The organism is Acuticoccus sediminis (assembly GCF_003258595.1).
Classification (GTDB): domain Bacteria; phylum Pseudomonadota; class Alphaproteobacteria; order Rhizobiales; family Amorphaceae; genus Acuticoccus; species Acuticoccus sediminis.
This window is the reverse complement of the sequence record NZ_QHHQ01000006.1, coordinates 49,368-60,766: the sequence shown is the minus strand read 5'-3', so window position 1 is coordinate 60,766 and position 11,399 is coordinate 49,368. Positions and strand designations below refer to the sequence as shown.

15 protein-coding genes are annotated in these 11,399 nt (G+C 69.5%); 1 reads left to right on the top strand and 14 read right to left on the bottom strand.

The genetic code is table 11. The features are described 5' to 3' along the window. Window positions 1-62 precede the first annotated feature (62 nt). The 4 genes from DLJ53_RS24305 to DLJ53_RS24290 all read right to left on the bottom strand — a co-directional run bounded on the left by DLJ53_RS24305 (window position 63) and on the right by DLJ53_RS24290 (window position 2,420). Window positions 63-548: a GNAT family N-acetyltransferase gene (locus tag DLJ53_RS24305; RefSeq protein WP_111350087.1), complete on the bottom strand. Its 486-nt coding sequence runs from the start codon at window positions 546-548 to the stop codon at window positions 63-65. A gap of 69 nt (window positions 549-617) precedes the next feature. Further along, entirely contained in the window at window positions 618-980 is a 363-nt protein-coding gene (locus DLJ53_RS24300; protein ID WP_111350085.1) for a TfoX/Sxy family protein, read from the bottom strand. A 1-nt stretch (window position 981) separates the two neighbouring features. Then, window positions 982-1,809 (bottom strand): isocitrate lyase/PEP mutase family protein, encoded by an 828-nt coding sequence (locus tag DLJ53_RS24295; protein ID WP_111350083.1) that lies wholly within the window; start codon window positions 1,807-1,809, stop codon window positions 982-984. A 152-nt stretch (window positions 1,810-1,961) separates the two neighbouring features. Further along, window positions 1,962-2,420, bottom strand: coding sequence for a GNAT family N-acetyltransferase (locus tag DLJ53_RS24290; RefSeq protein ID WP_111350082.1), 459 nt, complete (start codon window positions 2,418-2,420; stop codon window positions 1,962-1,964). 396 nt (window positions 2,421-2,816) lie between these two features. Between DLJ53_RS24290 and DLJ53_RS24285 the strand changes: the two genes are divergently transcribed. Beyond that, entirely contained in the window at window positions 2,817-3,152 is a 336-nt protein-coding gene (locus DLJ53_RS24285) for an Omp10 family outer membrane lipoprotein (RefSeq protein ID WP_111350080.1), read from the top strand. 76 nt (window positions 3,153-3,228) lie between these two features. Here the strand turns inward: DLJ53_RS24285 and DLJ53_RS24280 are convergent, their stop codons facing one another. The 10 genes from DLJ53_RS24280 to ribH form a co-directional block, all read right to left on the bottom strand. Further along, entirely contained in the window at window positions 3,229-4,197 is a 969-nt protein-coding gene (locus DLJ53_RS24280; RefSeq protein WP_111350078.1) for a 2-hydroxyacid dehydrogenase, read from the bottom strand. Window positions 4,198-4,228: 31 nt separating this feature from the next. Continuing rightward, window positions 4,229-5,635 (bottom strand): NAD(P)(+) transhydrogenase (Re/Si-specific) subunit beta, encoded by a 1,407-nt coding sequence (locus tag DLJ53_RS24275; RefSeq protein WP_111350076.1) that lies wholly within the window; start codon window positions 5,633-5,635, stop codon window positions 4,229-4,231. Window positions 5,636-5,746: 111 nt separating this feature from the next. Beyond that, window positions 5,747-6,241, bottom strand: a complete 495-nt coding sequence (locus tag DLJ53_RS35795; protein WP_111350622.1) for a proton-translocating transhydrogenase family protein — start codon at window positions 6,239-6,241, stop codon at window positions 5,747-5,749. 95 nt (window positions 6,242-6,336) lie between these two features. Then, window positions 6,337-7,503: an NAD(P) transhydrogenase subunit alpha gene (locus DLJ53_RS24265; protein ID WP_111350075.1), complete on the bottom strand. Its 1,167-nt coding sequence runs from the start codon at window positions 7,501-7,503 to the stop codon at window positions 6,337-6,339. A gap of 40 nt (window positions 7,504-7,543) precedes the next feature. Next, on the bottom strand, window positions 7,544-7,708 hold the full coding sequence (locus DLJ53_RS24260; RefSeq protein WP_111350073.1) for an aa3-type cytochrome c oxidase subunit IV: 165 nt from the start codon (window positions 7,706-7,708) through the stop codon (window positions 7,544-7,546). Between the two features lie 104 nt (window positions 7,709-7,812). Then, the gene (locus DLJ53_RS24255) at window positions 7,813-8,487 is read right to left on the bottom strand and encodes a hypothetical protein (protein ID WP_111350071.1); all 675 of its coding nucleotides are present in this window, start codon (window positions 8,485-8,487) and stop codon (window positions 7,813-7,815) included. A gap of 95 nt (window positions 8,488-8,582) precedes the next feature. Next, entirely contained in the window at window positions 8,583-9,554 is a 972-nt protein-coding gene (gene thiL, locus DLJ53_RS24250) for a thiamine-phosphate kinase (RefSeq protein ID WP_111350069.1), read from the bottom strand. Between the two features lie 6 nt (window positions 9,555-9,560). Further along, complete coding sequence (locus DLJ53_RS24245; RefSeq protein WP_202913336.1) at window positions 9,561-10,451, bottom strand: alpha/beta fold hydrolase; 891 nt, start codon at window positions 10,449-10,451, stop codon at window positions 9,561-9,563. Beyond that, entirely contained in the window at window positions 10,444-10,929 is a 486-nt protein-coding gene (nusB, locus tag DLJ53_RS24240) for a transcription antitermination factor NusB (protein ID WP_111350066.1), read from the bottom strand. The genes DLJ53_RS24245 and nusB overlap by 8 nt, the downstream gene beginning before the upstream one ends. Continuing rightward, entirely contained in the window at window positions 10,926-11,369 is a 444-nt protein-coding gene (gene ribH / locus DLJ53_RS24235; RefSeq protein WP_111350064.1) for a 6,7-dimethyl-8-ribityllumazine synthase, read from the bottom strand. The genes nusB and ribH overlap by 4 nt, the downstream gene beginning before the upstream one ends. Between the last annotated feature and the right edge of the window lie 30 nt (window positions 11,370-11,399).

Below are 11,399 nucleotides of genomic sequence, written 5' to 3'. Positions count from 1 at the left end.
GGATCCCAGCCTGTTGTTCCCCGGTGAAGCCCGAGCGCCCCCGGCGCCTCCGCCTGACCGCGTCAGTCGAGGCGCTGGAACATCACCAGCGCGTCCACTTCCCCCGCGGCCGGGTGCATGAATGCTCCGGGAAGGCGCGTCAGCGTCTCGAACCCCATCGACGCCCACAGCCCGACGGCGCGGACGTTGGTCGCGACGACGAAGTTGAACTGCATGGCGCGGTAGCCCCGCTCGCGTGCATGGCTCAGCGAATGGGCGCACATCCCGCGCGCGATCCCCCGCCCGCGCGCCGCCGCCGCGACAGCGTAGCCGCAGTTGGCCACATGGCGCCCGCCGCCGGCCTGATTGGGCCGGATGTAGTAGGAGCCCAGCACCTCGCCGTCGACCTCGGCCACGAAGGTCTCGCGGTCGCTGGCGATCCAGTACGCCAGCGCGTCCGCCTCGCTCATGTCGCGGTCCAGCGCGTATTCCTCGCCGGCGCGGATGATCGGCTCGATGATCGACCAAACGGCAGGCGCATCCGCCTCGGTGATCGGACGGATCAGCATCGTCTCATCTCCTTCAACCCCGTCGGGGCACTCGTCTCTCGTTCCAGTCACATCGTCACCGGCAGTCGCCTAGGACACCGCCCGCCGCCGCCCCCGCGCCTTCGGGGTCTTCGGCGGCTTCGCGGCGGCGCCGCGCCGGGCCGCCTCCAGGGCAGCACCGGCGTAGCGGACCAGTTCGTCGGGATCGTCGAAGCATTCGGCCGGGAGGCGGCGGTAGCTCGTCGCGATGACCTTCTCGCCGCGGCGGAAGCTGAACGGCTCGGCGTCCGCCAGCATCTCCTGCGTCTCGGCATCGGTCTTGAGGTACACCTCGCCGTAGGCGACGAGCGCGAACATCACCCCGTCGGCCCAGACCCCCTTGCCGCCGAACATCCGCTTCACCGAGACCGGACCGAGCGGCGAGAACAGGTCGATGAGGTCGTCCGCCTCCACCTCAGGATCCCGACGCCGGCCCGTGTCCCGGGCGCGGCCTGGCGAAGGCGCCGTTGACGCGCGCGCTCGGCACCGCCCCGGGCAGTTCGACCCGCCCGTCGGCGAGCGCGTCCACGGCGGTGAGGAAGCTGCCGAGCGCCACCTTGTAGAGGTTCGAGCCCAGCGTGATCCGCCTGACGCCGAGGGCCCTCAGCGCGGCGAGGTCGTTGCTCACGCCGCCGAGCCCGGCGATGACGCTGACCGGCACGCTCGACGCCTCCAGAACGGCCTCGACCTCCGCGGCCTCGGTGAGATACGGCACGTAGATCACGTGCGCGCCCGCCTCGACGTAGAGCGGGATGCGCTCCAGCGCCTCCGTCAGCCCGTCCTTGCCGAACGGCGCCAGAGCCTCGCAGCGTCCGGTCAGCACGAAGTCGCTGCCGGCACGCTCGATGGTGTCGCGCGCCGCCTCTAGCCGGCGGCAGGCGACGACGCGGTCGTAAAGCGGCTCCGGCCGGTCCGAGACGAGATCCTCGATCGAGCAGCCCGCGACGCCCGCGTCGATGGCGGCCTCGATCGTCTTGGCGACCTCCGCCGGCGTCTCGCCGTAGCCGCTCTCGAAGTCGCCGTTGACCGGCAGGCCGGCGGCGGCGCTCAGCGTCGCGGCGTGGGCGACGGCGCTCTTGCGGTTCAGCGATCCGTCGGGCTTGCCCATAGTCCACGCGCACGCCGCCGACGAGGAGGCGATCGCCGAGAAGCCCGCCTCGGCGAGGAGCTTGGCGCTCCCCGCGTCCCACGGGTTCGGCAGCACGAGGAAGTCCTCGTGCAATGCCCGGAATCGGGTCGCCATGTCGGCGATGTGCGGGGGAGGATCGATGGGTGCGGGATGTGGGCCTGGCACGGACAGAGCTCCCGTCGTTGGAGGCGTTGTCGCCTCGCCTACCCTGTTAGCCCGTGCCCACGTTTCGGTCCATCCCGAACCATGCCCGCCTGCGGGCCGCCTCAGAACTCCAGCTTCATCCCCACGTGGCTCTTCTTGAAGCCGAGCCGCTCGTAGAAGGCGTGCGCGCGGGTGCGGGAGGCATCGGAGGTGAGCTGCACGAGCGCACACCCCTCCGACCGCGCCAGCGCCATCACATGGCGGATGAGCGTCTCGCCGAGCCCCCGGCCACGATGGGAGGATGCCACCCGCACGGCCTCGATGAGCCCGCGCCTCGAGCCGCGCCGGCTCAACCCGCTCAGCACGGTGAGCTGCGCGCACCCCACGACTTCGCCCCCGTCGACCGCGACGATGAGGTGGTCGTACGGGTTCGCCGCCATCGCCTCGAACGCGGCGACATACTGCGGCAGGGGCGGATCGCTCACCGTCTCGCGGCTCGCCCCCAGCACGTCGTCCGCCAGGAGGCCGACGATGGCGGCGATGTCGCCCTGCTCCGCCGGCCGCATCTCGACCCCGCTCACCGGCGCACGCCCTCGGCCGCGCCATCCCATCCGTTCCAGCCCATCGTCGTCCGTCCCTCAGGTGACGCCGGGCATCCCGGCGCCCGGCAGGACGGTCAGCTAACACGGAATCGGCATCTGCGGGGGACGCTCGGCACGCGTCCGGACGCGGCCCGGCACGCCGGGACCGCCGCCCGGATTGGCATGCATTTCATCCCAAATCGGACAGTCGATCGGGATCTCTCGGCGGGGCGCAAGAATAGGCAACGATCCGTTGCATGAAGGCCGCAAAACCCTGCGAACTCACGCCCCTACCCCCTCCGGATCCACCGCCCCCGTTGCGCCACGATTGGCGCCCCGGCAAGCTCGTCACATTCCGAACGGACCACTCACCGAGCCTACTGAGAGGAACCGAACATGCGCGCCATCGTCACCGTCCTGGGGCTGAGCCTTCTGTTGGCCGGCTGTGTGACCGGCGGGTCCGGTTCGTCGATCGACGGCAACTGGAGCTCGGACGACGGCGTCTTCATCGCCAATTTCAACAACGGCGCCTTCACCTCCCGCCTCACCGGCACCGGCGAGACCGTCGTGGCCGACGGCCGCTACGCCCGCAGCCCGGACGGGATCACGCTGTCCTGGACGTCGATCGCGGCCAACGAGAGCCGCGCCGCGAAGTGCGTCTTCGTCACCACGCGCCAGCTCTCCTGTGCCCCGTCGGTCGGTCAGCCCTTCACCATGACGCGGGTGCGCTGACGCCCGCCACACGGGCGGCCACGCTCACTGCCCGAACGCGCCGGGACCTGCGAGGGGACCCCGGCGCGCCTTCGTCTCAGATGCCCGGACGCACCACGTTGAGGAGCGGTTCGCCGGCTTCGACGCGGCGGATGTTCTCCGCGATCGTCGCCGCGCGGCGCGACCACAGGGCGTCCGTGATCGCCGAGGAGTGCGGCGTCAGGATCACGTTGTCGAGACCGAAGAAGTCGAACCGCGAGGGCGCCGGCTTGTCCCCCTTGCTGCGCGGATACTGGTACCAGACGTCGATGATCGCGCCGCCGATCGACTTGCTGGAAAGCGCGTTGAACAGCGCCTCCTCGTCGATGGTCTCGCCGCGGCCGACGTTGATGATCACGCCCGTCGGCTTCATCGCCGCCAGCATCCTGGCGTCGAAGATCCCCTTGGTGACGTCGTTGAGGGGCAGCGTGTTGAGGACGTAGTCGCACCGCGGCAGCACCTCGGCGAGCGCGTCGCTCGGGTGCACCTCGTCCGCCGGACCACCGTCGGGCCGCCGCGCCACCGCGAGCACCGTCATCCCGAAGGCCGCCGCGCGCTTGGCCGCCTCGCGGCCGATGCGGCCGAAGCCGACGACACCCAGCGTCTTGCCGTAGAGCTCGCCGTGCATGGTGCGGAAGCGTGAGAACTCCGGCCACGTCTGCGCCGTGAAGCTCGCCCGCATCCTTGCGAGCCCGATCTCCCACTCCAGCATCGCGGCGAGCACGTACTCGGCGATCGGGATCTCGTGGTCGTAGACGTTGCAGACCGTCGTCTCCGGCGCCAGCGTCTCCATGGCGACGCGGTCCGTGCCGGCGCCGGGGAGCTGAAGCAGCGCCACCGGCGGCATGGTCCCGCCCGGACGGTCCATCTCCATCGAGATGACGACGTCGTCCGGCTGGAACTCGATGTCGAAGTCGGGCGTGTTCCGGGCTTCGTTCGGAAGCGTCACGATCTCGACGTCGTGGCCGATGGCGGCCGGCAGCTTTTCCCGCAGCGTCGGCGGGTAAACGATCATCACAATGCGCATGGACGGTCCTCGGAGGTAGAAGGTGACGCCGTCAGAGCGCTTTGACGATCTCCTCGACCATCTTCTTCGCGTCGCCGAACAGCATCATGTTGTTGTCCTTATAGAACAACGTATTGTCGATGCCCGCATAGCCGGAGCCGAGCGAACGCTTGACGAAGAGCACGGTCTTGGCCTTGTCCACGTCGAGGATGGGCATGCCGTAGATGGGCGAGGACGGGTCGTCGCGCGCGGCGGGATTGGTCACGTCGTTGGCGCCGATCACGAAGGCGACGTCGGTCTGCGCGAACTCGGAGTTGATGTCCTCGAGCTCGAAGACCTCCTCGTAGGGCACCTGCGCCTCGGCGAGCAGCACGTTCATGTGGCCCGGCATGCGGCCCGCGACGGGGTGGATCGCGTACTTCACCGACACGTCCGCCTCCTTGAGGGAGTCGGCCATCTCGCGCAGCGCGTGCTGTGCCTGCGCCACCGCCATGCCGTAGCCCGGCACGATGATCACGGAGCCGGCATTCTTCATGATGTAGGCCGCGTCCTCGGCCGAGCCCTGCTTGACGGTCCGGTCGCCGAGGTCGCCCGCCGGTCCCGTCGTCTCGCCGCCGAAGCCGCCCAGGATCACCGAGATGAACGAGCGGTTCATGCCCTTGCACATGATGTAGGACAGGATCGCGCCCGAGGAGCCGACGAGCGCGCCGGTGATGATCAGCGCCGTGTTGCCGAGGGTGAAGCCGATGCCGGCCGCCGCCCAGCCCGAGTAGGAGTTCAGCATCGACACCACGACCGGCATGTCCGCGCCGCCGATGGGGATGATGATGAGGCCGCCCAGCGCCAGCGCCGCCAGCACGATGACCCAGAACAGGAAACGCTGTGTCAGCACCATCTGGTCGGCGCCCACGAACCAGACGACGACCATGAGGAGGAAGATCAGCAGCCCGGCGTTGATGAAGTGGCGCAGCGGCAGGATGATCGGCTTGCCGGACATGCGCCCGTCGAGCTTGGCGAAGGCGATCACCGAGCCGGTGAAGGTCAGAGCGCCGATCGCCGCGCCGATCGCCATCTCGATCAGCGACAGCGTCTTGATGTGGTAGGGCGTGCCGATCCCGAACGCCTCGGGCGCATAGAGCGCGCCGGCGGCCACGAACACCGCGGCGAGGCCCACCAGAGAGTGGAAGGCGGCGACGAGCTGCGGCATCGCCGTCATCGGGATGCGCCGCGCCATGATGGCGCCGATCGCCCCGCCGATGCCGACACCGACGATGATGAGGAGCCAGCCCATGATGTCCGGCGCCGCCAGGACCAGCGTGGTCAGGATGGCGATCGCCATGCCGATCATGCCGAAGCGGTTGCCCTGACGGCTGCTTTCCGGATGCGACAGTCCCCGCAGCGCGAGGATGAACAGCACGCCGGAGATCAGGTAGAGGATGGCGGCGAGGTTGGGGCTCATCTCGGGTCAATCCGATTATCGTTGGCGCGCGGAGCGCAAGAATTGGCAGCGCGCGAAGCGCCGTGGCTCATTCCGCGACAGGTGCGGGAGTCGAGGGGGGCCGGCCCACCGTCATCGCTTCTTCTTGTACATCGCCAGCATGCGCTGGGTGACGAGGAAGCCGCCGAAGATGTTCACCGACGCGAGGATGAGCGCGATGAAGCCGAACAGCTTGGCCCACAGCGCGCCCTCCGCGTCGGCGAAGGAGACGCCGGTGGCGAGCAGGGCGCCGACGACGATCACCGAGGAGATGGCGTTGGTGACGCTCATCAGCGGCGTGTGCAGCGCCGGCGTCACCGACCACACGACGTAGTAGCCGACGAAGATCGCCAGCACGAAGATCGCGAGGCGGAAGATGGTCGGGTCGATCTGGCCGTGGGTGGCGGCGCTGGCCGCCGCCGCGAGAGCGTCGGCCTGGAGCGCGGCATGACCCGCCGCATCCGCCGCGATCGAGGCCGCGTGGGATGCGTCGGCCGCCTGCGTGGCCGCCTTCGCAGCGGCCGTCGCGGCCTGCGCGGCGTCGCTCGACCGCGCGGCGGCTTCGGCGGCGGTGCGCGCCGCTTCCATGGCGGCGCCGGCGTTGTCCTCGTTCATTCGCTCTTCCCTGGTCGCCGTTCCGGCATCACTGGCCGCGGCTCAGATATCGTTGGGTCGATCGGGCGTCAGCCCGCGGTGCTCGCGCTCTGGGCGGGTGCTGCCGGTGCCGTGCCGCCGAACCGCGGATGCACCATCGCACCGTCCTTGGTCAGCAGGGTCGCCGTCATCAGCTCGTCGTCCCACTTCGGCGCGAAGGCCTTCTCCTTGTCGAGGAGCACCGTGTCGACGAATGTGAAAAGGTTCTTGGCGTAAAGCAGCGACGCGGAGGCCGCGATGCGGCCCTGAACGTTGCGGTGGCCGATGATCGTCGTCGGACCGACGGTCACCACCTCACCCGCGACGGAGCCCTCGACGTTGCCGCCGCGCTCGACCGCGAGGTCGACGATCACCGAGCCCGGCTGCATCGAGGCGACCATCTCGGACGAGATCAGCTTCGGCGCCGGCCGGCCCGGAATGAGGGCCGTGGTGATGACGATGTCCTGCTTGGCAATATGCGTGGCGACGAGCTCGGCCTGCTTCCTGCGATAGCCCTCGCTCATCTCCTTGGCGTAACCGCCGGCGGTTTCCGCGGCCTTGAACTCCTCGTCCTCCACCGCGATGAACTTCGCGCCGAGCGAGGCGACCTGCTCCTTCGCGGCCGGACGCACGTCCGTCGCGGAGACCGCGCCACCGAGCCGGCGCGCCGTCGCGATCGCCTGGAGGCCGGCGACGCCCGCACCCATCACGAAGATCTTGGCGGCGGGCACGGTACCGGCGGCCGTCATCATCATCGGGATGGCGCGGTCGTAGACCTCGGCGGCGTCGATCACCGCCTGGTAGCCGGCGAGGTTCGCCTGGCTCGACAGGATGTCCATCGACTGCGCGCGGGTGATGCGCGGCATGAGCTCCATCGCGACCGTGGAGAGACCGGCCTCGGCCATCGCCTTGAACCCGTCGAGGTCGCCGTAGGGATCGAGCGCGCCGATGACGAAGGCACCCTTCTTCGCCGCCGCCACGACGGACGGGGACGGACGGCGCACCGTCAGGATGACATCGGCACCGCCGACGGCCGCCTCGGCCGTCGGAGCGATGGTGGCACCGGCTGCACGATACGCCTCGTCGGGCACGCGCGACTGTGCGCCCGCCCCGCTCTCGATTGCGACCTCGGCGCCGGCATTGACGTAGCGCTTCACAACGTCCGGTGTTGCGGCAACGCGCGTGTCTTCGGCCTCGGCCGGAACGGCGATCTTCAAGCGTAACCTCCCGTCGCGAACTTAACTGTCGCGTGCGTTATTATAGGAGGAAGACGGCCATGGCGATCAAGATGACCACGATGATTCCGACCCCCCACTTTATGAGCGAGATAAACGCCTCGTAGGTCTGCACGTGTTCCTCGAACTCCGTGCGCGGCGGGTTCCCGTTATCGTCGACGAGGGCGTAAGTCGGTTCACTGGCCATAAGAATCCTCCCGTTCAGCGCGTTCTACTGGCGCGCCATGACGCTGGCAAGAAAACGACGCCAAGCCAAGCGCGGTTAGGCCCAATCCTTTGGTTGGGTGTGTCCTAGACCAAAGTACGGACCCCGGATTGCGCCACGCGGTCGAGGAACCGCGCGTAGGTCTCGTCGAGCGCGGCCAGGATCTCAGGGTCGATCTCGACCTCGGTCCGGTCCGCGTAGCCGACGTAGGTGCGGCGTTGCTCCGGCTCCGCCGGCTCCTCGCCCTTCAGCACCTTCACCACGTTGCCGACGGAGCGCGCCATCCGCTCCTGCGCCACCACCGTGATCCGCTCGGCGGGAAAGACGCGTGTCAGCTGGTCGAAGAAGAGGTCGACCCGGAAGCGGTGGACGCTCTTGCGGTAGTAGTCGTCGACCGAGCAGTTGGCCCAGAACTCCGGTTCCCGGTGGACGAAATGGTTCGGATGCGTGCCGTTGCGGGCGATGCGCCGGTGCATGTTGTGCCAGGAGAGGAGCACCCGCGGCAGCGGGCGGAAACACAGGACGATGTCCGCCCCGCCCACCTGGTCACGCAGCGCCTCGAGGTCGGTCCGGCTGAGGACGTAGGACGGGCACTTGTGCACGACGAGCTTGTCGTCCGGCAGGTTGGTCCGGTCGGGGAAGCATGCGTCGACGGAGCCGTTCGGGGAGCGGATGACGTGAACGTCGTCCTCCTTCTCGAACCCGCGGATGAGGGCCGACGTCCCGCATTTGGGGAAACCGACGATAACGATCTCTCGCATGCGCGCCTTCGAACCGGACCAGCAACTTATCCGTGTTACTAAAGGCGCTTGCGCTTGTCAGCCCACCAGCACCGCGCGCCGGAGCCGGAGCGCGCCTAGAAGTGCTGGAACCGTCCGTCGAGGACCTCGGCGGCGTGGCCGTCGCGCAGGAGCGTCACGCGCGGCTCCCCGCTGCGGATCGTTCCGACCGGGGTCGCTGTGAACCCCAGCGCCTCGATCGCGGCGACGTAGCCGGCCACCTGCCCGTCCGGCATGGTGGCGAGGATCTGGTAGTCGTCGCCGCCGGTGACGGCGCGGTCGAACGCCGACGGATCGGCCGCGACCGCCGCCCGCACCGCCGCCGACAGCGGGACCGCCGAGAGGTCGAGCTCGGCGCCCGCGCCGGCCGCGCGGCACATCTTGGCGAGGTCGCCGATCAGCCCGTCCGAGACGTCCATCGCAGCGCTCGCGAACTCGCGCACCACACGCCAGGCCGCAACCGGCGGATCCGGCCACAGGTACGCACGGTCGAGCGCCTCGGCGTGCGAGGCGTCGATGGCATAGGGTGCCGCGAGCCGCGCCTGCAGGCCGAGCGCTGCGTCGCCGACGGTTCCTGTCACGACGATCCGGTGGCCCGGCCGGGCCGCCCTCCGCCGCACCGTCGCGCCGCCGCCCGTGCGCCCGAACGCCGTCACCGTGATCGTCGCGCCGCCGCCCGGCGAGGCGCGCAGGGTGTCGCCGCCCAGCAGGGTCACACCGTAGCGCGCTTGATCGGCCGCGAGACCCGCGGCGAACTCGCGCGCCCAGTCGCCCCGACAGTCCGCCGGGAGCGCCAGCGCCAGCAGGTAGGCGAACGGCTCCGCGCCCTTGGCCGCGAGGTCGGAGAGGTTCACCCGCAGCGATTTCGCCGCGATCGCCGCCGGCGGATCGTCGGGGAAGAAGTGCACGCCCGCCGCCAGCGCGTCGCAGGTGACGACGATGTCCCCCGCCCCGCCGGCGAAGGACGCCGCGTCGTCACCCAGCCCGTCCGCGCCGGCATCCGTCGCGAGCGGCGCGAACACCGTCGCAATCAGCGTATCCTCGTCCACGCCCCGTCAGCCGAGGAAGTCGAGGATGTGCCGCGCCACGACGTCCGGCGCCTCACGCGGAGGAAAGTGGTTGAGACCGGCGAGGACATGGCGCTCGTAGCGCGCGGCGAAGAGATCGCCCTTGCCGTCCGACGTCGCCGCCGCGGTGACCGGGTCGGCCTCGCCGTGCAGCATCAGCGTCGGCACGCGGATCGTCATGTCGGCGCGCTGTGCCGCCCGGAGCGCGTCGTACTGCGGATTCGGCGCCGCGTTGCCCCAGCGCACCGAGTAGGAATGGATCGTCACGTCCGGCCAGTCCGGATTGTCGAACACCGGCGCGGTCGCCTCGTAGGTCGCCGCGTCGAACGGGAAGTCCGGCATCCAGATCGTCCAGATGTAGTGGGCGAAGCCGCGCGGGTCGTCCTTCAGCCGCTTCGCCCCGTACGGCGTCGCGAAGAACCAGTGGTACCAGTAGTTCTGGACCTGGCCGAGCGGCATCGGCTGGTCCGCCGTGTTGGTGCCCCAGCCGACGGAGATCGCGACGCACGCGGTCACCCGCTCCGGCGCCGCATGGGAGGCCACGTATGCCGCGCGCGCGCCCCAGTCGTGGCCGACGAGAACGGCCGTGGCGAGGCCCAGCCCGTCCATCAGGTCGAGGACGTCCTGCCCCAGCGCCTCGAGGTCTCCGGACACGGTCGCGCCGGGGCGGAAGGTCGTCGCCCCGAAGCCGCGCAGACAGGGAACGATGGTCCGGTACCCGGCCGCGTGCAGCGCCGGCCGCACCGCGTCCCAGCAGCGCGGACCGTCAGGCCAGCCGTGCAGGAGGATGATCGGGCTCCCGTCCTCGGGGCCCGACAGCTCCGCGGTGATGACGAGCGTCGGCGTCTCGACCGTCACCACGGAAGCGGCTTCAGCCACCGATCGCCTCCGGGCGCACCTTGCGCGCAATCGAATCCAGCACGCCGTTGGTGAGGCGGGGTTCGTCCTCGCCGAAGAAGGCCTTCGCGACCTCCACATATTCCGACACGATCACGCGCATGGGCACATCCTCGCGGTACATCAGCTCGAATGTCCCCGCCCGGAGCAGCGCGCGCAAGGTGAGATCGATGCGCCGCAGCGGCCATCCAGACTTCAGCGCCTCGTCGATGGCGCCGTCGATGTCGCGCTGGTTCGCCACCACGCCCGACACGATGCCGTCGAACCAGTTCATGTCGATGGCGCGCAGCTCCTCGCCGTCGAGGTCCTGCTTCAGGCGGAAGATCTCGAATTCCTTGACGATGTCGCGCGCGCCGGAGCCGGTCACGTCCATCTGGTAGAGCGCCTGCACCGCCGCGAGGCGCGCGACGGCCCGCTTGTTGGCAGGTTTCGCCTTATTCTCCTTGCGCGGCGGTCTCATCGGGTGAGCGCTTCGCGAAGGTCGTAGAGGGCGATCGCCGCAGCAGCCGCATCGCCGCCCTTGTCCTTCTGCTTCGGGTCTGCCCGCACCAGCGCCTGCTCCTCGTTCTCCACCGTCAGAATCCCGTTGCCCAGCGGCAGCCGGTTCGCCACCGTAAGGTCCATGATCGCCCGATTTCCTTCGTTGGCGACAATCTCGAAATGGTACGTTTCGCCGCGGATCACGCAGCCCAGCACCGCGAAGACGGAGTACGGCAGATCCCGCCGCCGTGCCGACGTCAGCGCCATCGACAGCGCCGTCGGGATCTCGAGCACACCCGGGACGCTGATGACGTCCGCCTCGAACCGGCGCTTGGCGAACTCGGCCTTGGCGCCCGCCAGAAGCATGTCCGCGATGTGATTGTAGAAGCGGGCTTCGATGATGAGCGCGCGAGAAGCCATGATGTCGTCCTTCGAAACGCCGCGCGAGGC

Coding starts and splice junctions, on each gene's coding strand:
- DLJ53_RS24280 (WP_111350078.1), bottom strand. CDS start 4,197: ATGCGCATTGTGATGATCGTTTACCCGCCGACGCTGCGGGAAAAGCTG.
- DLJ53_RS24275 (WP_111350076.1), bottom strand. CDS start 5,635: ATGAGCCCCAACCTCGCCGCCATCCTCTACCTGATCTCCGGCGTGCTG.
- nusB (WP_111350066.1), bottom strand. CDS start 10,929: ATGAGACCGCCGCGCAAGGAGAATAAGGCGAAACCTGCCAACAAGCGG.
- ribH (WP_111350064.1), bottom strand. CDS start 11,369: ATGGCTTCTCGCGCGCTCATCATCGAAGCCCGCTTCTACAATCACATC.
- DLJ53_RS24285 (WP_111350080.1), top strand. CDS start 2,817: ATGCGCGCCATCGTCACCGTCCTGGGGCTGAGCCTTCTGTTGGCCGGC.
- DLJ53_RS24260 (WP_111350073.1), bottom strand. CDS start 7,708: ATGGCCAGTGAACCGACTTACGCCCTCGTCGACGATAACGGGAACCCG.
- DLJ53_RS24295 (WP_111350083.1), bottom strand. CDS start 1,809: ATGGCGACCCGATTCCGGGCATTGCACGAGGACTTCCTCGTGCTGCCG.
- DLJ53_RS24255 (WP_111350071.1), bottom strand. CDS start 8,487: ATGCGAGAGATCGTTATCGTCGGTTTCCCCAAATGCGGGACGTCGGCC.
- DLJ53_RS24305 (WP_111350087.1), bottom strand. CDS start 548: ATGCTGATCCGTCCGATCACCGAGGCGGATGCGCCTGCCGTTTGGTCG.
- DLJ53_RS35795 (WP_111350622.1), bottom strand. CDS start 6,241: ATGGAAGCGGCGCGCACCGCCGCCGAAGCCGCCGCGCGGTCGAGCGAC.